Source organism: Pseudomonas sp. NPDC089996, from assembly GCF_044748405.1.
Taxonomy (GTDB): domain Bacteria; phylum Pseudomonadota; class Gammaproteobacteria; order Pseudomonadales; family Pseudomonadaceae; genus Aquipseudomonas.
Genome location: NZ_JBIVGA010000002.1, coordinates 25,862 through 45,382, shown reverse-complemented (window position 1 = coordinate 45,382; position 19,521 = coordinate 25,862). Strand labels below are relative to the sequence as shown.

The 19,521-nt window shown below is 64.1% G+C and carries 18 protein-coding genes and 1 pseudogene; 9 read left to right on the top strand and 10 right to left on the bottom strand.

Translation table 11 applies throughout. The features are described 5' to 3' along the window. Nucleotides 1-21: 21 nt before the first annotated feature. The 5 genes from ACIPW4_RS03165 to bamA all read right to left on the bottom strand — a co-directional run bounded on the left by ACIPW4_RS03165 (nt 22) and on the right by bamA (nt 5,013). Nucleotides 22-1,077 carry a Rieske 2Fe-2S domain-containing protein gene (locus ACIPW4_RS03165; RefSeq protein WP_400654699.1) on the bottom strand — a complete coding sequence of 352 codons (1,056 nt, stop codon included), beginning with the start codon at nt 1,075-1,077 and terminating at the stop codon, nt 22-24. 107 nt (nt 1,078-1,184) lie between these two features. Then, the gene (locus ACIPW4_RS03160) at nt 1,185-1,598 is read right to left on the bottom strand and encodes a hypothetical protein (protein ID WP_400654697.1); all 414 of its coding nucleotides are present in this window, start codon (nt 1,596-1,598) and stop codon (nt 1,185-1,187) included. A gap of 87 nt (nt 1,599-1,685) precedes the next feature. Next, entirely contained in the window at nt 1,686-2,075 is a 390-nt protein-coding gene (locus ACIPW4_RS03155; protein WP_400654695.1) for a hypothetical protein, read from the bottom strand. Nucleotides 2,076-2,210: 135 nt separating this feature from the next. Next, nucleotides 2,211-2,549, bottom strand: coding sequence for a hypothetical protein (locus ACIPW4_RS03150; RefSeq protein WP_400654693.1), 339 nt, complete (start codon nt 2,547-2,549; stop codon nt 2,211-2,213). Nucleotides 2,550-2,649: 100 nt separating this feature from the next. Then, the gene (gene bamA, locus ACIPW4_RS03145) at nt 2,650-5,013 is read right to left on the bottom strand and encodes an outer membrane protein assembly factor BamA (RefSeq protein WP_400654691.1); all 2,364 of its coding nucleotides are present in this window, start codon (nt 5,011-5,013) and stop codon (nt 2,650-2,652) included. A gap of 178 nt (nt 5,014-5,191) precedes the next feature. Between bamA and ACIPW4_RS03140 the strand changes: the two genes are divergently transcribed. Together ACIPW4_RS03140 and ACIPW4_RS03135 are read left to right on the top strand one after the other, a co-directional pair. Beyond that, the gene (locus ACIPW4_RS03140; protein ID WP_400654689.1) at nt 5,192-5,884 is read left to right on the top strand and encodes a response regulator; all 693 of its coding nucleotides are present in this window, start codon (nt 5,192-5,194) and stop codon (nt 5,882-5,884) included. After that, nucleotides 5,881-7,140 (top strand): ATP-binding protein, encoded by a 1,260-nt coding sequence (locus ACIPW4_RS03135; RefSeq protein ID WP_400654686.1) that lies wholly within the window; start codon nt 5,881-5,883, stop codon nt 7,138-7,140. Before ACIPW4_RS03140 ends, ACIPW4_RS03135 begins: the two co-directional genes overlap by 4 nt. A gap of 552 nt (nt 7,141-7,692) precedes the next feature. On the opposite strand, the gene ACIPW4_RS03130 is transcribed toward ACIPW4_RS03135, so the two are convergent. Further along, nucleotides 7,693-8,394, bottom strand: a complete 702-nt coding sequence (locus ACIPW4_RS03130; RefSeq protein ID WP_400654683.1) for a DUF3053 domain-containing protein — start codon at nt 8,392-8,394, stop codon at nt 7,693-7,695. Between the two features lie 113 nt (nt 8,395-8,507). Further along, nucleotides 8,508-9,437, bottom strand: coding sequence for a LysR family transcriptional regulator (locus tag ACIPW4_RS03125; RefSeq protein ID WP_400654682.1), 930 nt, complete (start codon nt 9,435-9,437; stop codon nt 8,508-8,510). 147 nt (nt 9,438-9,584) lie between these two features. On the opposite strand from ACIPW4_RS03125, the gene ACIPW4_RS03120 reads away from it, so the two are divergent. After that, a complete protein-coding gene (locus ACIPW4_RS03120; RefSeq protein WP_400654679.1) occupies nt 9,585-10,412 on the top strand; it encodes an amidohydrolase family protein in 828 nt (275 codons plus the stop codon). Nucleotides 10,413-10,568: 156 nt separating this feature from the next. Here ACIPW4_RS03120 and ACIPW4_RS03115 read toward each other — a convergent pair. The 3 genes and pseudogenes from ACIPW4_RS03115 to ACIPW4_RS03105 all read right to left on the bottom strand — a co-directional run. Next, nucleotides 10,569-11,081 (bottom strand): annotated as a pseudogene (locus tag ACIPW4_RS03115) (ABC transporter substrate-binding protein); the annotation flags it as partial. Between the two features lie 51 nt (nt 11,082-11,132). Next, nucleotides 11,133-12,650, bottom strand: a complete 1,518-nt coding sequence (locus ACIPW4_RS03110) for an MDR family MFS transporter (RefSeq protein WP_400654677.1) — start codon at nt 12,648-12,650, stop codon at nt 11,133-11,135. 45 nt (nt 12,651-12,695) lie between these two features. Continuing rightward, the gene (locus tag ACIPW4_RS03105; RefSeq protein ID WP_400654674.1) at nt 12,696-13,358 is read right to left on the bottom strand and encodes a TetR/AcrR family transcriptional regulator; all 663 of its coding nucleotides are present in this window, start codon (nt 13,356-13,358) and stop codon (nt 12,696-12,698) included. 267 nt (nt 13,359-13,625) lie between these two features. Between ACIPW4_RS03105 and ACIPW4_RS03100 the strand changes: the two genes are divergently transcribed. The 6 genes from ACIPW4_RS03100 to ACIPW4_RS03075 all read left to right on the top strand — a co-directional run bounded on the left by ACIPW4_RS03100 (nt 13,626) and on the right by ACIPW4_RS03075 (nt 19,508). Continuing rightward, entirely contained in the window at nt 13,626-13,946 is a 321-nt protein-coding gene (locus ACIPW4_RS03100) for a hypothetical protein (RefSeq protein ID WP_400654673.1), read from the top strand. Between the two features lie 221 nt (nt 13,947-14,167). Further along, a complete protein-coding gene (locus ACIPW4_RS03095) occupies nt 14,168-14,764 on the top strand; it encodes a paraquat-inducible protein A (protein WP_400654672.1) in 597 nt (198 codons plus the stop codon). Continuing rightward, a complete protein-coding gene (locus tag ACIPW4_RS03090; protein WP_400654670.1) occupies nt 14,761-15,402 on the top strand; it encodes a paraquat-inducible protein A in 642 nt (213 codons plus the stop codon). The genes ACIPW4_RS03095 and ACIPW4_RS03090 overlap by 4 nt, the downstream gene beginning before the upstream one ends. Further along, nucleotides 15,386-17,026 (top strand): intermembrane transport protein PqiB, encoded by a 1,641-nt coding sequence (locus tag ACIPW4_RS03085; RefSeq protein WP_400654668.1) that lies wholly within the window; start codon nt 15,386-15,388, stop codon nt 17,024-17,026. Before ACIPW4_RS03090 ends, ACIPW4_RS03085 begins: the two co-directional genes overlap by 17 nt. Before the next feature lie 28 nt (nt 17,027-17,054). Further along, nucleotides 17,055-17,591, top strand: a complete 537-nt coding sequence (locus tag ACIPW4_RS03080) for a membrane integrity-associated transporter subunit PqiC (protein ID WP_400654666.1) — start codon at nt 17,055-17,057, stop codon at nt 17,589-17,591. 30 nt (nt 17,592-17,621) lie between these two features. Continuing rightward, nucleotides 17,622-19,508 carry a diguanylate cyclase domain-containing protein gene (locus ACIPW4_RS03075; RefSeq protein ID WP_400654665.1) on the top strand — a complete coding sequence of 629 codons (1,887 nt, stop codon included), beginning with the start codon at nt 17,622-17,624 and terminating at the stop codon, nt 19,506-19,508. The last annotated feature ends 13 nt before the right edge of the window (nt 19,509-19,521 follow it).

The window sequence follows — 19,521 nt, the reverse complement described above, 5'->3', positions numbered from 1 at the left end:
ACTCCCTCGCAGGTATGCCGGTCAGCTGGTGAAGGCGCGGCCCAGGCCCAAGGCGCTCAGGGCCCGACGGTAGGCGGTGGAGGAACGGTCGGCCGGGATATGGATTTCCAGCGAAAGGTCCAGGGGCAGGTCTTCGGGGCGACACAGCTCGACGATGTCGCGGTCTTCCTCGAACACTTGCTGGTTGAATGCATACACATCGTCCAGTGGCAGGTGCTGGTCGAAGTTGCGGGTGATGGCGCAGAACATCCGAGTCTGACGCGCCGAGATCGGGCTGGCGGCGTTGAGGATCACCAGGCGTTGCTCAGGGTCAGGGAAATTCACGGCCAGGCGTGCGGTGAACGGTGCGAACACGTCGAAGGTGCGCTTCCACTGGAAGCCTGCGGGTGCGCGGTGCTGCAGCTGCTTGGGGAAATTGCTGACACTGCTGATGTATTCGGCGTGCATGCCGTGGCCGGTAAGTTCGGCCCTGTAGGTCGGCACCACCGGGTTGTCGCGGTCGGCGAAAGCGTCGTGGTGGATCCAGGCGAAGTGGGCGACATCGATGAACCCCTCGACCTGGCGCCCGGCCGAGGCGGCGATGTCGATCGACGGCGGCAGGATGCGCTGGTAGCTGTCATCGTGCCAGGACGGCATCTCGGGGAACGGCGCGTCGCTGCCGGCCATCAGTACCCAGACCAGCCCGTAGTCCTCGCGGGCGGTGTACATCTGGATGCGGTGGCGTTCGGTGAGGTTGGCATTGGGCTCCGAGGGGATCCGCGTGCAGCGGCCATCGGTGCCGAAGTGCAAGCCGTGATACGGGCAGATGATGTTCTCGCCCTGCACCCAGCCGCGGCTCAGCGGTGCGCCACGGTGGCTGCAGATATCGCGGGCCGCGTTGAGCTTGCCACCGGCGCGGTACAGCACGATGGGCTCATCGAGCAGGGTTACGGCATAGGGCTTGTCGGCCACGTCTGCGCTGAAGGCCACCGGGTGCCAGTGGCGGGTGAGAATTTCACGGTCGTGGGCGCTGAAGGAGCTGGTCTTGGTGATCGGGTTCCAGGTCACGCTCTGACAGGCTGTGGCGGTAGCAGGCATTTCGCTTCTCCTTGTCTTGTATGGCTGGGGGCCATGCTAGGGAAGCGTTGCCGGCCTGCCCATGGCGGGGCAGGCATGTTGTTCATGTGCAAGTGGTTATGAGCGGCTTACTGGTACTTGATCACGATCGCCTTGAGCTTGCGCCCTTCGACACTGCGGATGTCGCGATCCCACAGCGGCCCTTCGACATAGGCCGCAACCGGCTGGATGCGGTCGTACACCACCACAGCGGCATCGCCGCCAATGGAGGCGGTTTCTTCGCGCAGTTTCTGTTCAACGTCGGTGATGGCAGGTGGCGGCTCGACGCTGGCGTCGACCAGCACCTCACCGAGACGCACATGTGGGCGGGTCGGTTCGCGGCGCAATACCTCGACATTGGCTGCGTTACTCGGGGCGAAGTGCGGCACGCCGACATATTCGGTGGTATGGGCGTTGATCGTGCTGCAACCGGCCAGCGCCAGCAACGCTGCACCGGCCAGGCCGTGGAGGAGTGGGGAGAAGCTGAACCGGTTGGTTTTCATGCGCGGTAGTCCCTTCGCTGTCGAGCCAGTTGCTGGCTGCAGTGAACATAGTCGAAGGAACTGCCTGGCACAAATGGCCGCGAGGGCTTAGCGGCGATAGTGGTCGTGGTCGCGATCGTAATGGTGGGCGCGCTCATGACGGCGCTCCCACTCGTGGCGGCGCTCGGCCTCACGACGTGCCTGCTCCCGGCGCCATTGTGCCCGGCGCCATTCTTCACGGCGGCGGTCTTCGCCCCGGTAATGCCAGCGACCGTCGCGCCAGTAGCGATCGTCATGGGCCAGCAGCGGCCCTTGCTGGCCATCGGCGATGCTGGCCAAGTCTGGCCAGGGGCTCTGGGCAGCTTTGGTCGGTGCCTGAGCGATGGTCTCGGGGGCCAAAGTCGTCTTTATGGCGTGCATTGGCATGGCGGACGCAGAACCGACAGCGACCAGGGCGAACAGGCCGGCAAGCAGGCATTTCGGGATAGGGAACTTCATGAGCGTAGGCAACCCCCAAGGTTGTCATTGAACAGGCGGTTGCACAGCCTCCTGAGGCCGCACACCCGCGTGCGTGGGCATGTCCAGATAGACAAGATATTGGGGAAAAGTTCTGTTTGCTCAGCGTCTTAGTGGCTATAGGTCGCGCAGCCAGACCAGCGGGCGGCCCGGCTCGTCGCTGCCCATGCGGGCGAAGGTATCCGACTCGAGCATGGCTTTGACCTGCCCGCCGAGTGCCAGCAGCCGTTCGGCAAAACCCGGGCCGATGGCGCCGCTGTCTTCCAGCGACAGGCCAGTCTGGCTGTGCTGGATTGCCAGGTGATAGTGGCCGGCGTTGTCCCCGCTGGCGGCGAGCATGACCGTGTAACTTGGGCCCAGCACGCGACTGAGGCGCTGCTGCACAAGGTCGAGCAGCGAGGCGTGGGTTTCGTCGCGCAATGCCGAGGCCAGGGCGGTGGGGGCGAAGGGAGGCATGGGGTTACCTGCAAGGCATGATCATATGTATCTCAGCTTAGGCAAGGTGACGGTCAACTTGGCTCAAGCGAGGTTAAAAACCGGTAATTTGTGCGCCGGGTCAAAAGGTCTGCCCCAGCGAGAACTGGAAGATCTGCGTCTCGGCGTTGTCCGGCTTTTTCAGCGGCGCCGCCAGGCTGAAACTCAGCGGCCCCATCGGGCTGTACCAGGTCACCCCCACGCCCAGCGACACCGCCAGCTGATTGAGGTCGACATTGCCGCAGCCCTGGGTGGTCGACAGGTAGCAGGTGTCGGCGTAGACGTTGCCGGCGTCGACGAACACCGAGCTGCGCAGCTGGCTCTGGTTCTTGATGAACGGTAGCGGGAAGATGTACTCGGCGCCGCCGGTGACCAGGATGTTGCCGCCGAGCACGTCGGTGTCGCGGTCCGAGTAATAGGCCTGGCCGGCGCTTGAGTAAGTGCCGGTGGCCGGGGTACTGCGGGGGCCGAGGGTACCGTCCTTGAAACCACGTACCGAGCCCTGGCCGCCGGCGGTGTAGCTTTCGTAGAAGGGCAGCCCGTCGGTGGAACCGTAGCCGTTGCCATAGCCAAGGGTGGTGTGCAGGCGCAGAGTGGTGTCTTTGCTCACGGGCAGGAAGGTCTGGCCGTTGTAGTCGAGCTTGTAGAACGACAGGTCGCTGCCCGGCGTGGTGGCCATCAGGGTCAGGGCCTGGGAATGGCCACGGGTGGCCAGCACGCCTTTGTTCAGGGTCGATTCGGACCAGCCGATCGAGGCCTTGAGGTTATTGAAACTCTTGCCTTCGCGCTGGATGAAGTCGTAGATCTCGTCGGCGCTGTAGGTACCCGGGCTGATGTCGTCGTGCTGCAGGGTCAGGCCGTAGGTCAGGCGCGAGGTTTCGTTGATCGGGTAGCCGAAGTTGACGCCCGCGCCGTAGCTGTTGATGGCGTAATAGGACACGCCGTCATCGTAATAGTCGCTGTAGTCGGTGCTGCTGTAGAACAGGTTGTAACCCAGGCTTACGCCGTCTTCGGTGAAGTAGGGGTTGACGAAGCCGAAGTTGTATTTGGTCTGGTATTCCGAACGGGTCAGGCCGATGGACACCTTGTTGCCGGTACCGAGGAAGTTGCTCTGGCTGATCGACCCGCCGAGGATCAGGCCGGCGCTCTGGGCGAAACCGACGCTGGCGGTGATCGAGCCGGAGGCTTGCTCTTCGACGCTGTAGTTGACGTCGACCTGGTCATCGGTGCCGGGCACCGGCGGGGTCTCGACGTTGACTTCCTTGAAGAAGCCCAGGCGCTCGAGGCGGGTCTTGGATTGGTCGATCAGGTAGGTCGAAGCCCAGCCACCTTCCATCTGGCGCATTTCGCGGCGCAGCACTTCGTCTTCGGTCTTGGTGTTGCCCCGGTAGTTGATGCGGTTGACGTAGGCACGCTTGCCCGGGTCGACCACAAACATGATGTCGACGGTGTGGTCTTCATCATTCGGCTGCGGCACGCCGTTGACGTTGGCGAAGGTGTAGCCTTCGTTGCCCAGGCGACGGGTGATCAGCTCGGAGGTGGTGGTCATCACCTTGCGCGAGAACACCTGGCCCGGCTGCACCAGCAGCAGCGATTTGACCTGGTCTTCCGGCACCTTCAGGTCACCCGACAGCTTCACGTCGCGAACGGTGTACTTCTCGCCTTCGTTGACGTTGACGGTGATGTAGACGTGCTTCTTGTCCGGGGTGATCGACACCTGGGTAGAGGCGATGTCCATGTTGATGTAGCCGCGGTCCAGGTAGTAGGAACGCAGGCGCTCCAGGTCACCGGAGAGTTTCTCGCGGGCGTACTTGTCGTCGTTCTTGAAGAACGACAGCCAGTTGGTGGTCTTCAGCTCGAACAGTTGCGCCAGCTCTTCATCGTCGAACACGGTGTTGCCGACGATGTTGATGTGCTGGATGGCGGCGACGGTGCCTTCGTTGATCTTGATCTTCAAGGCCACGCGGTTGCGCGGCTGCGGCACCACCTCGGCGTCGACCTCGGCCGAGTAGCGGCCCTGGGCCACATACTGGCGCTGCAGTTCGTTGCGCACGCCTTCAAGGGTGGCGCGCTGGAAGATTTCGCCCTCGGCCAGGCCCGACTGCTTCAGGCCTTTCATCAGGTCTTCGGTGCTGATCGCCTTGTTGCCTTCGATCTCGATGCTCGACACCGACGGGCGCTCGACCACGTTGATGATCAGGACGTTGCCATCGCGGTTCAGCTGGATGTCCTGGAAGAAGCCGGTCTTGAACAGCGAGCGGGTGGAATCCACCAGACGACGGTCGTCAGCCTGGTCGCCGACGTTGAGCGGCAAGGCGCCGAACACGCTGCCGGCGGATACCCGCTGCAGGCCGTTGATGCGGATGTCTGCGATCCTGAACGGCGCGGCCTGGGCCATGGAGGCATTGAGCAGCAGGATGGAGAGCAACAATCGCGGGTAGTTCATCGAGGGTTCCAGGCGGGCGTAGAAGAGCAGCGCGGGGCTGCCGGGAAGCGGGCGATGAGCATACGGGCGGGCTGTGTTCGGCGCGGTTAACCGAGGGTAAAGATGTGTAAAGTTCGCCCACGGTCCGCTACGACGGGGCGATCATGACGCTTTTGCAGAACCTGGCACCTTACCCATCATGATCCCCGTACTGCTGGTCGACGACGACCGCGAACTGACCGAAATGCTCGCCTTGTACCTGGCCCGTGAGGGCTTCCAGGCCACCGCCGTGGCCACGGGTGAGGAGGGCGAGGCCCGCGCCTTGAGCGGGCTTTACCGCCTGGTGGTGCTGGACGTGATGCTGCCGGGCATTTCGGGCATCGAAGTGCTGCGGCGCATTCGCGCGCGCAGCCAGGTACCGGTGCTGCTGCTGACCGCACGGGGTGACAACATCGACCGCATCGCCGGCCTGGAACTGGGCGCCGACGACTATGTGCCCAAGCCCAGCTCGCCGGGTGAGCTGGTGGCGCGGCTGCGGGCGATCCTGCGCCGCATGCATCCACAGATGCTGGCCGAAAGTCAGGGTGTCGAGTCAATTGGGCGCGGCGCGCTGACCCTGTGGCCTGGCCGGCGCAAGGCGCAGTGGGGGCCAATACCGCTGGACCTGACCGGTACCGAATTCAGCCTGCTTGAAGCCCTGGCCCGCCAGGCTGGGCAACTGGTAAGTAAACAGGACCTGTCGTTGAACGCCCTGGGCCGGCCACTGACCCGTTATGACCGGCGCATCGACGTGCATATCAGCAGCATCCGCCAGAAGCTCGGCCCGCGTGACGATGGCAGCAGCTGGATCCAGAGTGTGCGGGGCATGGGTTACATGCTGATCGTCGAATGATGCGCCGGCGCCTGTTCTGGAAGCTGTTCCTGGCGTTCTGGCTGGCCAACAGCCTGACCTTCCTGGTCGGTGCCGGGGCTTTCATGCTCGACGAGCTGCGCGGTGACACCCCCGGGTTGCGGGCGATGCTGGCCACTGAACTGAACCTGTTGCACCGCTATGGCGAGCAGGCTGGCCGCCAGTACCTGCAGGTGTCACCGCAGCCGCCGGACGTGCAGGTGGGCTTGTATGACGGCACCGGTCACTTGCTGGCCGGGCGTGCAGTGGACACGCCGCGCTTCGAGCGAGCGCTGCTCGACGAGGGCGGCCAGGCTCTTGTGCTGAGGGCTTCCGTGGCCACCCGCCTGGATGAGGCGCCGCGCCCGCGGACCATGGGGCCGCTGCTGACCGGCGCGCTGATGAGTGCCGTGTTCGCCTTGCTCTGCAGCCTCTACCTGACCCGGCCGCTGACCTGGCTGCGCGAGGCCATGGGCCAGGTTGCCCAGGGCCGTTTCGACGTACGCGTGCGCCCGCGCCTGGGGCGGCGACGCGACGAAATCGTCGAGCTGGCCGAAGACTGTGACCGCATGGCCGGGCAGCTCAAGGCGCTGGTCGAGGCGCAGCAGCAGTTGCTGCATGACATCTCCCACGAGCTGCGCTCGCCGCTGACCCGCCTGCATGTCGCTATCGGCCTGCTGCGCCAGCAGCCAGAGCGCGAGGCAATGCTCGGGCGCATCGAACGTGAATCACGGCGCATGGATGACCTGATCGAGCAGTTGCTGACCCTGGCGCGGGTGCAGTCGCAGCAAAGCCAGAGCGAGCATGGTGAACTGGATGCCGTCGAGGTACTGGCGCAGATCGTCGAAGATGCCCGTTTCGAGGCAGGCATGAAGCAGGCGCAGGTCAGCTTGCTGGGCGCCGGCACCTTCGTCACCCGTGGCCATGAAGAGCTGCTGTACCGCGCTTTCGAGAACGTGATCCGCAACGCGGTGCGCTATACCGCGCCGGGCAGCGAAGTGCGCGTGGAGGCGGTGCTGGTTGGAGGCGGGGAACAATTGCAGGTGCACATCGTCGATCAGGGGCCAGGGGTCGAGCCGACTCGCCTGCAGAGCATCTTCGAGCCGTTCGACCGAGGTGGGCACAGCGGCGCCGATGGCTTCGGCCTGGGGCTGGCCATCGCCCGGCGCGCCATCGGGCTGCACCAGGGCAGCATCAGCGCGACGGCGGGCAAGGCGGGTGGTTTGAGCGTGGCGATCCTGTTGCCGCGCGCGCCTTGAATTATCATGCGCACAACATGTGGGAGCGGCCTTGTGTCGCGAAAGGGCCGCGCAGCGGCCCCGGCAATCCATGGGGCGAAGCTGAAATCCCGGGGGCGCTTCGCACCCCTTTCGCGACGCAAGGCCGCTCCCACAAAAGCAGGCACCGCTGAGCCGTCAAGGCCGGCCATTGCGTGCTGGGTTTCTAAAGCCCAAGCGCGGTCCTTTGTAGGAGCGGCCTCGTGTCGCGAAAGGGCCGCAAAGCGGCCCCAGCAATCCATAGGGCGAAGCTGAAATCCCGGGGGCGCTTCGCACCCCTTTCGCGACGCAAGGCCGCTCCTACAAGAGCAGGCTCCGCTGAGCCGTCTGTGCAGGCCGTTGCGTGCACGCCGGGCACCTACTCGGGTTTCTAAAGCACAAGCGCGGTCCTTTGTAGGAGCGGCCTTGTGTCGCGAAAGGGCCGCGCAGCGGCCCCGGCAATCTCGAAGTGAAGTAGAGATCGTGGGGCCGCTGCGCAGCCCTTTCGCGACACAAGGCCGCTCCCATATTTTTTACCGCGTTAACCCACCCAGATCAGCGCCCGAGCATCACGGTCTGCAGCTGCGCCTGAGCCTTCTGGACGGTCTTTGCCTGAGTCGTCAGGTCTTGCAGCAAGGCATTCAGCTCAGCCTGCACCTTCGGGTCATTGACCTTGACGATCGACCCGTTGATCTCGATCTGCGCCTTGTGCGCGTCCACGTAGTCGGCCACTTTCAGGCTGCTGTCGAGGGTGCCGTTGATCTGCGGCAGCACCTGCAGGAAGGTGTCGGCCGGGACGCTGACGGTACGGTCGTAAGCCTTGTCGTAGACCACCTTGAGGTCGTCCGGCTGCTTGAGTTGGGCATGCGCGCTGTCGGCCTTGGCTTTCTGCTCCTGCAACTGGGTACCCATGTCGTTCAGGCCGGTCTGCACCGCCTTGATGTCGTCACGGCGGCTGGTGATATCGTTCAGCGAACGCACCGCGCCTTTCTGCAGCAGGCTGCCCAGGGGTTTCACCGCGCTATCCATGGCGCCGTTGAAGTTTGTGATCACCGCGTAATGGTCGTTGTAGGGGCCAAACGCCTTGGCTTCGTCGGCGCTCGGCTTTGGCACGTGAACGCCGGGCTTGTCGACGATACGGGTTTGCAGGAAATCGCTGAAGGCAGCGCGCTGCTCGGGTTCTTTGTCACCGCAGGCAGCGAGGGCCAGAGGCAGGGCGAGGGCAAGCAGCCACTGGGGGCGGAACGAGACGTTCATGTCGGTGAATCTCCATATGCGATTTGAGAGCGCCAGCGCGAAGGATCGCGTGGCGGGCAAGGGTAGCGCTTTTTCAGGTGTTGATCCAATCACGCCAGTGGCAGCGCAAACCCTTAGATCCCCCGCTCAAGTTTCAGCGCCTGATCCTGCAGCACCCGCATCAGCTGCAGCGCCGACTGCGATGGCGGCTCGAAGCGCGAGTAGACGAAGCTGATATCGAAATGGATTTCGTCGGCCAGGGGTACCACATGCAGGCCGCTGTCCTGGGCAACGAATTCGTCGATCACGCTGACCCCCATCCCTTGCTTGACCAGCGCCACGGCTTCGTTGGCATTGGTGAATGACAGCAACGATTCCAGCTGCAGGCCGCGCCGCTGGATATGCTCGGCCAACAGCTGGCCGAACGGCATGTCCGGGCGGAACAGCAGCAGCGCGTGGCCCTGCAGTTGTTGCAGGGTCAATGAAGGCTGCTCTGCCAAGGCATGCCCGGCCGGCATCACCACCACCATGCGCCCGCGCATGAAGGCCTGGGAGTGCAGGTGATCGTGGACCACCGGCAATGCGGCAATCGACAGGTCGACGGTCTTCGACAGGATCTGGTTGGGCATGGCGTGCATCAGCGAGGTCTGCCACTCGATGTGCAGTGACGGTGCTTCGCGTTTGAGCTGCGCCAGCGCGGCAGGGATGACGACGGTCGATAGCGAGGCACTGCAGGAGATGCGCAGCGTGCGGTGAGTACCGGCGGCCAGGGAATGGGCGCACGCGTTCACCTGCAAGGCCGCTTGGTATACCCGCTCGACCTCGCGGTACAGCACCTGTGCCTCGGCCGTGGGCACAAGGCGGTTGTTGATGCGCTCGAACAGCCGGTAGCTCAGGCGCCCCTCGATATAGCCGATCAGCTTGCTCACTGCCGGCTGGGAAACGTAAAGCATCTTCGCTGCCGCGCTGATCGAGCCGGTCAGCATCACCGCACGGAACACTTCCATGTGCCGCAGCTTGAACACCATCGTTGTGCCGTAGGGGTTTTCCTGTGCGGGGATCATGCCCATTACCTTCGGTTATGGTCTTCGCCATCTGTGTATGAGCGCAGTGCAATCGCGCGCAGTATCGTGAGCCCAGGCAAAATCGCCCTGGCGGCGAACAATAACAAGATCTGCAGGCAAGCGCAGTGGCGCTTGAAGGAATCGCGCTTGAACATCTACGACGAACCCAAGATCGACTGCCATAACCATTTGTTTGACCCCGCACGCTTCGCTTACCACCGTGACGCCCCGTATGCGCCCTCCGGCCAGGAGGTCGCCACCCTGGCCCAGTTCGACCAGGTGATGGATGCCTATGGTGTGCGCCATGCCTTGCTGGTGGGGCCGAACAGTGGCTACCACACCGACAACACCCTGCTGCTGCACGCACTGGCCGCTGGCCAGGGGCGCTTCAAGGGGATCGCAGTGGTCGAGCGGCAGATCGGCCTGGACGCCCTGGCCGCGTTGCAGGAACAGGGCGTGGTCGGTGTGGCCTTCAACCCGGCGCTGTACGGTGTGGCGAGCATGCGCGATGCCGAGCCGCTGTTCGGCAAGCTGGCCGAGCTTGGCCTGTTCGCCCAGGTGCAGGTCTGCGAAGACCAGTTGCTGGAACTGCAGTGGCTGATCGACAACACTTCGGTGCGCCTGTTGATAGACCACTGCGGCCGCCCGGATGCCGCCGGGGGGCTGCGCCAGGCCGGGTTCCAGGCCCTGCTGCGGCTGGCCCGCAGCGGGCGGGCGAGCGTCAAGCTGTCAGGCATGCAGAAGTTCGCCGAGGCCGATGGACTGTATGAGCAAAGTCACGATTACGTGCGGGTGCTGCTCGAGGCGTTCGGCCCGGACGCCTGCGTGTGGGGCTCGGACTGGCCGTTCATCCGCCAGCATTCACGGGTTGATTACGGCCCGCTGCTGAAACTGGCCGAACGCCTGATGCCGGATGCCCGCCTGCGCCGCAAGGTGATGTGGGACACCCCGCGGCGGCTGTTCGGCTTTGCCTGATTCCTTGCACTTGCCATTCCAATAACAAGAGAGCAATCGCCATGAGTCTCATGGAACACATCACAACTATATGATTTAACGAGGACTCTATGGGAGCGGCTTCAGCCGCGAACACCGGCCAAGCCGGTGCCATCCACCGCGTCGCCTGCTTCGCGGCTAAAGCCGCTCCCACAGGGTATGGCAGCGTCCTTGCGGACATTGTTCCGTCTGCGACAGCGGTACCCAGGCCAGGCTTGGGATTGCCCGCAGGCTGGCGAACGTCGGTTCGAGCCAGGCTTCGGCTTCGGCCACCAGGATCGGTGCCGCCGCCTTGGAGGCCGTCGCATCCTCGGCAGTCGGCTGCGGGCTGGAGAGGTCGGTACGCGACAGCTGCAGCTTGGCCACATCCAGCGGCAGCCTGTATTCCTCTGCCAGCAGCTGAGCAAATTGATCTGGGTGCGCGACCGCCCAGTGGCGGGCTTTTTCATACGCCTTGATGACCGTGGCGATGGTCTGTGGATGCTCTTTGGCGAAGGTCTCGGTGACGCTGATCACGCCATAGCTGTTGAAATCCTTGTTGCGGTAAAGCAGGCGTGAGCCTGCTTGCAGCTCGCTGGCCGCCATGTGCGGGTCGAGGCCGGCCCAGGCGTCGACATCGCCTTTTTCCAGAGCGGTACGGCCGTCCGGGTGCACACTTCCACAGGATGGGAATCGCATTCACCGCATAGCCGCGCGCTGCGTTCAATGTGCCGTGCGCAACGGCACCTCGCGCAACAACCACGACAACGCGAACGCCACGCTGGTAATCACTGCCGCCACCAGGAACACCCCGTGCATGGCCGTGGAGAACGCCGCCAGATAAGCCTGCTGCAGCGGTGCCGCCAGGGCATGTACCGCTGTTGGCGACAGGCTCGCGGCGCCGCCGCTGCTGGCCGCGAAATCACTCGGCAGACCGTCGAGCAGCGCATGGGAAAACAACGCGCCGAACACCGAGACTCCCACCGAACCGCCAATCGAGCGGAACAGCGTAGCCCCGGACGTCGCCACGCCCATGTGTCGCCGCTCGACGCTGTTCTGCACTGCCAGGATCAGCACCTGCATGACCATCCCCAGGCCGGCGCCAAGCAGGCCCATGTACAGGTTCATCCGCCACATCGGTGTATCCAGTTCCAGGCGGCTGAGCAGCCCCAGGGCGACCACCTGCAGCAGCGTGCCGACAATCGGGAACACCCGATAGCGACCCCAGCGGCTGATCAGCCGCCCGGTAATCGCCGACACCACCAGCAGGCCGCCCATCAATGGCAGCATCTGCAGGCCGGCACTGGTCGGCGAGGCATCCTTGACCACCTGCATGTATAACGGCAGGAACGTCACCGAGCCGAACAGCGACACACCGACGATCAGCCCGATCAACCCGGCCAACACGAAGGTGCGGTGGCGGAACAGGTGCAGCGGCATGATCGGCTCGGCCGCGCGGCGTTGCTCGAACACGAAGCCGATCAGGCCGATCACCGCGAACAGTGCCAGGCACAGGATGTCCAGCGAAGCCCAGGGCAGCAGGCTGCCGCCCAGGCTAGTGATCAGTACCAGGGCGCCCAGGGTGATCGTGAGGAAGAACGCGCCGATGTAGTCGACCACATGCTTGACCGGGGCTACGTGCGGGCGGAATACGCTGCCGATCACCACCACTGCCAGCAGGCCCAGCGGCAGGTTGATGAAGAAGATCCAGTGCCAGGACAGGTGTTCGACCAGAAAACCGCCGATCAACGGGCCAACCACGGTGGCCAGGCCGAACACACCGCCGAACAGGCCCTGATAGCGGCCGCGTTCGGCGGGCGGTATGACGTCGCCGATGGCGGCCATGGCGACCACCATCAGGCCGCCTCCGCCCAGGCCTTGCAGGGTGCGGAACAGGATCAGCTGGGTCATGTCCTGGGCCAGCCCGCACAGCGCCGAGCCGATCAGGAACAAGGCGATGGCGATCTGCAGGACGCGCTTGCGGCCATAGAGGTCGCCGAACTTGCCGTACAACGGCACGACCACGGTAGAAGCCAGCAGATAGGCGGTGACCACCCACGACAGCCAGCGCAGGCCGCCGAGGTCGCTGACGATGGTCGGCAGCGCGGTGGAGACGATGGTCTGGTCGAGTGCCGCGAGGAACATCACCAGCATCAACGCGCCGAGCAGCAGCGGGATGGAGGCCTGGGTGCCCGGTTCGGACTGGGCGGAGGAGGGCGTGTCAGCAGTATTCGGTTGCATGGGGTTGCCTTGAGCCTGTGGGTGCGATGGGGCGTCCATGTGCGTTCAGTGGCCCTTGCCCTGGGCGTGCTGGCGGCCGGCTTCCTGCAGGCCGGCCAGGGCGAAGCTGTATAGCTGGGCAGAGACTGCTTCGGCAGGCATGCCAAGGATTTCGTGCAGCGTGCCGGTGGACCCGCGCGGGCCGATCAACAGCATTGCCCAGGGCGCGGTGACACAGAGGATGCAGCGGGTCAGCGCCGGGTCGTCCTGTGGGATGGCGGTGATTTCACTGAACAGGCCCTTCAGCAGCGACAGCCTCAACGGTGTTTCGGCCTGCATGTGTGCCTGGCCATGCGGACTGGGGGCGAGGATTTCTGCGGCTAGCACGCGCAAGTGCCAGTTGTCGCGGCTCTGTGTGGCCTTGCGCACCACCAGCTCGATCAGCGACCGCAACTTTTCCACCGCCGGCTGCTCGCCCAGGGCGATGCGCTGCAGGTCGGTGATGTCCATAAAGCGCCGCCGCGCTTCGTCGAGCACGGCCAGGTACAAACCATTGCGGCTGCCGAAGTGGTAGTTGATCGAGGCCAGGTCGACCTCGGCCTTGGCAGCGACGGCTTTATTGCTGGCCTCGGCATAACCCACGAGGGCGAACAGTTCGCCAGCGGCCTGGAGGATGCGCGTGCGGGTGGCTTCGCCGTCCTTGCGTGGTTCGCGTGGTGAGGTGGCCATGGTGCAGTGCTCTCGGAACGTTGCGATGTCAGGCAGCGTGATCCACTTTCAAATTAAATTCAATTTAAATTTAATGGTTGCTGCCGTCTTGCGACAGAAGGCCTCACTGCGGTGTACCCGGATGGCGCACGCCACTAGGGATAGAGGCCCTAATTGTGGTATACAACTGAATCACTCACTCCACCTTCGCTAGCAGCCGGATGCGTCGCGGCTGGCGGGTGATTGCCTTGCACTTTGCTCCTTTTACCGTGAAACGGAGATTCGAAGATGACCGCCACCGACCGTCTGAGCCTGCTGCAGTACGAGCATCTGGGCCTGGACGATGTTGCCGCCGCCGAGTTCAAGGTGGCCCTGGAGGCGCTGCGCAAGCTGGCGCTGGAGGACCGTTACGAACACCCCGCCGCCCTGTACCTGGGCGATATCGCCGAAGCCGAAAATCGCAAGGAGCTGGCCGAGACCAAAAACTGGGGCACCGGTTTTCTGCAAGGGCTGACCTGCGCCAAGGCGTTGACCGAGGATCAGCTGGAGGCGATGCGCAAGGTGTTTCAGGCAGCTGCGGAGCGCGCGGTGAAGCGCATGTGCAGGTGATCCGCCACACCGCTGGCAGCCGCTTCGCCTGATCCGCAAGGCCGGGCGCCGATGTAACCCATCGGTGCCCGGCCTTTGTTCTGTCAGGGGTATTGGATCCGCAATGCACCCTCAGGCGACGCAATGCAACTTTCCCGTCTACGCTTGCTCATGTCGACGCTCGGCCCTGCGTCAATCAACGGCTGACTGCACGCCTAGAGACTTGCATCCGGGAATACCGCATGAGCCAGACCGAGCCCCTGATCATCTGTGAATATTGCGATGCCGTGTATCGGCGCGAGCCCCTGCAGCGCCATCAGCGTGCCCTTTGCCCGCGCTGCGCCGGCGTGCTCTACCGGCATGGCGGCCTGAGCCTTCAGCAACGCCTGGCCCTGAGCATCACCGGCGGTGTCTTGCTGCTGTTCGCCAACCTGTATCCGGTCATGACCATCGGCATGCAAGGGTTGAGCAATTCCGCCACGCTATGGGATGCGGTGATGATCCTCAGCAGTGGCAGCATCACCTTCATCGCCCTGGTCATGGCACTGGCGATCATCTTCGCGCCCGTGCTGCAGATCACGCTGCTGTGCTGGTTGCTGAGTTTTGCCCTGGCCGGGCGACGAGCGCCAGGCTTCGCCTTGAGCATGCGCTGCCTGGAGGGGCTGCGCCCCTGGAGCATGCTGGAAGTCTGCCTGCTCGGCGCATTGGTGGCCGTCATCAAACTGGCCGGCCTGCTCGATGTCATCCCGGGCATCGGCCTGATCGCCCTGGCCGCCCTCAGCATGCTGATCATCTACATTGCCGGTCGCGATATTCGCGACCTCTGGGAGCAGGTATGAGCAGCCCGGCATTGGCAGATGACGTCGGCCTGTGCCTGTGCCACGGTTGCGGGCTGGCTTGTGAACTGGGCAAGGGCCATTCATGCCCGCGCTGCGGTGCGCCCCTGCACCGGCGCAAGGCCAACGCCATCACCCGTGGCTGGGCCTTCCTGCTGGCCGCGCTGGTGTTCTACATACCCGCCAACCTGTTACCGGTCATGCACACCGAAATGCTCGGCAGTGGCAGTGACAGCACCATCGGTGGCGGCGTGCTGGAATTCTGGGAGGCGGGCGCCTGGGACATCGCCCTGATCATCTTCATCGCCAGTATTGGCGTGCCAGCGATCAAATTCTTCTCACTTGGCCTGCTGCTGTTCACCGCCCAACGCCGCTCGAGCTGGGCGCGCCGGCAGCGTTCGCAGCTGTATCGCGGCGTCGAGTTGATCGGTTACTGGTCGATGCTGGATGTCATCGTCGTGGCGTTGGTCGCCGCGCTGGTGCAGTTGCGCGGCCTGGGCACCATCGAACCGCGCCCGGGTATCCTGTTTTTCGGCATGGTCGTGGTGCTGACCATGTTTTCGGCAATGAGCTTCGACCCACGCCTGATCTGGGATCACGCTGACAACGATGGAGGTCGCACCGATGGTGCAAGCGAGTGACGCGCGAAATGGGCCCGGGCAGGCGGAGGTCCGCACCCGGCGCTGGAATGTTTCACTGGTGTGGATCGTGCCGATCCTGGCGATCCTGGTGGGGGCCTCGCTGGTGGTACGCAACTGGATGCAGCAGGGGCCGGTGATTTCCATTTCCTTTCGCTCCGGCGAAGGGCTGGTGGCGCACAAGACGCAGGTCAAGTACCGCAGCGTGGTGATTGGCGAAGTGACCAGTGTCGACCTTGCCGAAGACCACAACAGCGTCATCGTCAACGTGCAACTGGACAACGACGCGCGCTCGTTCGCCACCGAGGGGGCGCGCTTCTGGGTGGTACGGCCGCGGATCGGTGCAGGCGGGGTTTCCGGTGTGGATACCTTGTTCTCCGGCAGCTTCATCGGTGCCGATGCCGGTGAGTCGAAAACGGTTGAAAAGACCTTCACCGGCCTGGAACTGCCACCGCCTATCACCTATGGCGAAAAGGGCAAGCGTTTCGTCCTGAGCGCCGAAGACCTGGGTTCGCTGGATATCGGTGCATCCGTCTATTACCGCAAGATCCCGGTGGGTGAGGTGGTGTCCTATGCCTTGCAGGACGATGGCAAAGGCGTCGACATCGGTGTGTTCGTGCAGTCGCCCTACGACGCCTTCGTCACGGCTGATAGCCGTTTCTGGAATGCCAGTGGCGTGGACATGCAGATCGGCGCCAATGGCCTGAAGGTCGATACCGAGTCGCTGTCATCGATTCTGGTCGGCGGGCTGGCATTCGGCGCCCCCGATTTTGCCCCGGACGCCCAACCGGCCGAGGACCAGGCGCATTTTCAACTGTTCGCCGACCGTGAAGCCGCATTGGCCCCGGCCAATGGCCAGGGCCAGTACCTGCAGCTGCGCTTCGACCAGTCCATGCGTGGCCTTTCGGTGGGAGCGCCGGTCGAGTTCAAGGGCGTGGAGTTCGGCAAGGTCACCTCGGTCAAGCTCGATTACGACCCGGTAAAGCAGATTTTCCCGGTGGTGGTGGATGCAGTGATCTATCCCAGGCGCCTGGGCCCGGTGCACCAGAAAATGTTGGCAGCGTTCAAGCACACCGAGGGTGACATCAACGGCGCGCGACAGCTGATCGGCACCTTTGTCGAACATGGCCTGCGCGCGCAGGCGCGCAGCGGCAACCTGATCACCGGGCAGATGTTCATTTCCCTGGACTTCTACCCGGACGCGCCCAAGGTCGCGTTCGACATGACCGCCGAGCCGATCGTCATCCCCACCATGCCGGGGAGCCTGGAAAAGCTCCAGGAGCAGTTGCAGCACTTCATCGAGCGTATCGGCAAGCTGCCGCTGGAAAGCATTGCCGGCAACCTCGATGGCAGCCTGCGTGACTTGCGTGCCAACCTCAAGCAGATCAACGGCCAGACGTTGCCTGGGGTGAAAGCCACCCTCGACGACATGCAGAAGACGTTGAAGGCTGCCAACGCCACCATCGACAAGGATTCGCCGGAGCGCGAACGGCTGGGCGAGACGCTGGACGAGCTGGAGCGCATGTCGCGTTCGTTGCGCGACCTGACCGACTACCTGGGGCGCCACCCCGAGTCGCTGATTCGAGGTCGGCCGAAAGCGGCCGGCGCGCAAGACTTGAGACCTTGAAAGTGAAAGGCCAAAGGAGTGTCAGCTGATGCATCGAGTGCGCAACCTGTGCGGGGCCAGCCTGCTGATCTGGCTGAGCGGCTGCAGCAGTACCCCGAACAACTACCACACCCTGGTCCCGGCCCAGCCGGTGCAAGGCGCGAACCAGCACGTGCAGGTGAGCCGGGTCAGCCTGCCGCCGCAGGTGGACCGCCCGCAACTGGTGGTACGCCAGGGCGGCAGCGGCCTGGCGATCCTGGAAACCGAATGGTGGGGCGCCAACCTGGTGGATGAGTTCCGCAGTGCGTTGCAGGACATGCTGGGCGGCCCGGTGCCTGGCCCCGGCAGTGTGCTGCGGGTCGATGTGCAGCGCTTCGACAGCGTGCCGGGCCAATACGCTTCGCTCGATACACTGTGGCGCCTGAAGCGGCCGGGCGAGCCTGAACTCACTTGCCGCACTTCGGTGCAGACTGGCGCTGACAACAGCATCGAAAACCTGGTCAATGCTCACCAGGCCAATTTGCGCAAGCTGGCTGAGGCCGTGCGGGCGGCGGCGGCACCGGGCAGGCCATGCCCGGCCACCTGATACGGGCGAGCAACGGTACGAGGAGCCCGCATGAAGTTACGCACACGACTGCTCTGGCTGTTCGTACCACCGTTGTTGTTGGTGTTGTCACTGGTGTATTTCGCGGCCCAGGGCATGTTGCTGGCGCGCCTGGACAAGCAGGACGAGCGGCTGTTGGTCGCCGAGGCCGAGCGCCTGCGCGCCCTGCTGAGCAACAGTTTCGAGCGTGACGCCAACCGCCTGCGACAATGGGCACAGGCCATTCCAGGGGCGGTGCCATCGGCATTCCCGCTCGATGCCGCCACGCTGGGCCGCAGTGGCTTCGACTTCATCCTTTATTTCGCCAATGGCGAGCAACGGGTGAGTTGGCGGCCGCTGGACCTGGCATCGCTGGAGCGCCCGGCCGGCGCTCAACCACTGACGCTGCAGGCGCTGCATGACGGTGTCGCTGAACAACTGGCGCGCCTGCTGCAGCCACAGGACGTGGCGCCGCCTGCGCAATTGCTGGCAGTGCTCAGGGTGCCGCTGATTCTGGTGGCCGTGGATACCGCACGCAGCGGCGAAAGCCCCGGCGCAGTATTGCTGGCGGGTACTTTTCTGGACAGCAAGCGCATTGCCATGCTGCAACAACAGTTGGGCGGCGAGCTTACCTGGCTGCCGTCGGCCACCGACCGGCCGCCGCCCGTGCTGCAGGCTGAACTCATGAGCATCGGCAATCGCCAGGTGGTCGATGGCCGCCACCAGAGTATCGACCTGCTGTTCCAGGACAGCCTGGGCGAGCCACAGCTGCGCCTGCAATTGACCCGCGAACGTCATCTGTACCTGGAAGGCGAGCAGCAGCTCAATATGTTCCTTGGGGTTACGGGGGGGCTCATCGGTCTGGCCTGGTTGCTGATCTACCTCGCGCTGGATGTCACCTTGCTGCGGCGCATTGCCCGCCTGCACGGTGAGCTCCTGGCCATCGGCCCGGCGGCGGCAGGACGGCGCCTGACCGACGACGGGCGCGACGAGCTGGGCAAGCTGGCGCGTGAAGCGAACCGTGCGCTGGACCGCCTGGAGCAGAGCGAAGCGCGCGACCGGGCGATCCTGGACGCCATGGAAGACGGCTACTTCGAACTCGACGAGCTGGCCAGGATCGAGTCGGTGAACCCAGCCTTCTGCAGGTTGCTCGGTTACCCGGCGGCCCAGGTTGTCGGGCGCACCTTTGCCTCGCTGCAGGAAGAGCAGGAACCCGCCACGGCGCCAGAGCCCGTGATTGCCGAAACCGAGCCCGGTGCGCCACTCTCGGCTCGCCTGCGGCGTGCTGACGGCAGCATTGGTCACTTCGAGACCCAGATATCCAGGCGGCACAACGCCGGCGGCCGACTGATCGGCTATCGCGGCATCCTGCATGACGTCAGCGAGCATGTGCTGCATCAGCGGCAGCTGTTCGATCTGGCCCATCAGGATGCCCTGACTGGCTTGGGCAATCGCAAGGCGTTCCTTGAGGACCTTGCCCGCCATCTGCAGGGCGGTGCAATGCCGCTGGCGTTGATCTTCCTCGATCTTGACCGGTTCAAGCAGGTCAACGACCGTTTCGGCCATGATGTCGGCGATGCCCTGCTCGTGTGCATGGCCGAGCGCTTGAACAACGCCCTGCGCCAGCCGGACACGGTCTATCGACTCGGCGGGGACGAATTCACGGTGATCGTCCCGGGCACCCGGTTTCAGGCCGCCAGTGCCCTGGCCGAGCGTTTGCTCAAGGTCCTGGCCGAACCGGTAAGCGTCAGTGGGGTGACCATCGACTTTGTCACCCCAAGCATCGGCCTGGCCCTTGCGCCTGCCCATGCCAGCCAGGTGGATGCACTGGTAAAGGCAGCCGATCAGGCGATGTACGAGGCCAAGCGGCATCGCGGACGAGTCTGCGTTTACCAGCCCGACGCATTTCGAGGGCTGTAGATGATCGAGCGTT

What these genes read in the sequence shown, in the direction of transcription:
- ACIPW4_RS03165 (WP_400654699.1), bottom strand. Translation starts at nt 1,077, where the DNA reads ATGCCTGCTACCGCCACAGCCTGTCAGAGCGTGACCTGGAACCCGATC.
- ACIPW4_RS03160 (WP_400654697.1), bottom strand. Translation starts at nt 1,598, where the DNA reads ATGAAAACCAACCGGTTCAGCTTCTCCCCACTCCTCCACGGCCTGGCC.
- ACIPW4_RS03155 (WP_400654695.1), bottom strand. Translation starts at nt 2,075, where the DNA reads ATGAAGTTCCCTATCCCGAAATGCCTGCTTGCCGGCCTGTTCGCCCTG.
- ACIPW4_RS03150 (WP_400654693.1), bottom strand. Translation starts at nt 2,549, where the DNA reads ATGCCTCCCTTCGCCCCCACCGCCCTGGCCTCGGCATTGCGCGACGAA.
- bamA (WP_400654691.1), bottom strand. Translation starts at nt 5,013, where the DNA reads ATGAACTACCCGCGATTGTTGCTCTCCATCCTGCTGCTCAATGCCTCC.
- ACIPW4_RS03140 (WP_400654689.1), top strand. Translation starts at nt 5,192, where the DNA reads ATGATCCCCGTACTGCTGGTCGACGACGACCGCGAACTGACCGAAATG.
- ACIPW4_RS03135 (WP_400654686.1), top strand. Translation starts at nt 5,881, where the DNA reads ATGATGCGCCGGCGCCTGTTCTGGAAGCTGTTCCTGGCGTTCTGGCTG.
- ACIPW4_RS03130 (WP_400654683.1), bottom strand. Translation starts at nt 8,394, where the DNA reads ATGAACGTCTCGTTCCGCCCCCAGTGGCTGCTTGCCCTCGCCCTGCCT.
- ACIPW4_RS03125 (WP_400654682.1), bottom strand. Translation starts at nt 9,437, where the DNA reads ATGATCCCCGCACAGGAAAACCCCTACGGCACAACGATGGTGTTCAAG.
- ACIPW4_RS03110 (WP_400654677.1), bottom strand. Translation starts at nt 12,650, where the DNA reads ATGCAACCGAATACTGCTGACACGCCCTCCTCCGCCCAGTCCGAACCG.
- ACIPW4_RS03105 (WP_400654674.1), bottom strand. Translation starts at nt 13,358, where the DNA reads ATGGCCACCTCACCACGCGAACCACGCAAGGACGGCGAAGCCACCCGC.
- ACIPW4_RS03100 (WP_400654673.1), top strand. Translation starts at nt 13,626, where the DNA reads ATGACCGCCACCGACCGTCTGAGCCTGCTGCAGTACGAGCATCTGGGC.
- ACIPW4_RS03095 (WP_400654672.1), top strand. Translation starts at nt 14,168, where the DNA reads ATGAGCCAGACCGAGCCCCTGATCATCTGTGAATATTGCGATGCCGTG.
- ACIPW4_RS03090 (WP_400654670.1), top strand. Translation starts at nt 14,761, where the DNA reads ATGAGCAGCCCGGCATTGGCAGATGACGTCGGCCTGTGCCTGTGCCAC.
- ACIPW4_RS03085 (WP_400654668.1), top strand. Translation starts at nt 15,386, where the DNA reads ATGGTGCAAGCGAGTGACGCGCGAAATGGGCCCGGGCAGGCGGAGGTC.
- ACIPW4_RS03080 (WP_400654666.1), top strand. Translation starts at nt 17,055, where the DNA reads ATGCATCGAGTGCGCAACCTGTGCGGGGCCAGCCTGCTGATCTGGCTG.
- ACIPW4_RS03075 (WP_400654665.1), top strand. Translation starts at nt 17,622, where the DNA reads ATGAAGTTACGCACACGACTGCTCTGGCTGTTCGTACCACCGTTGTTG.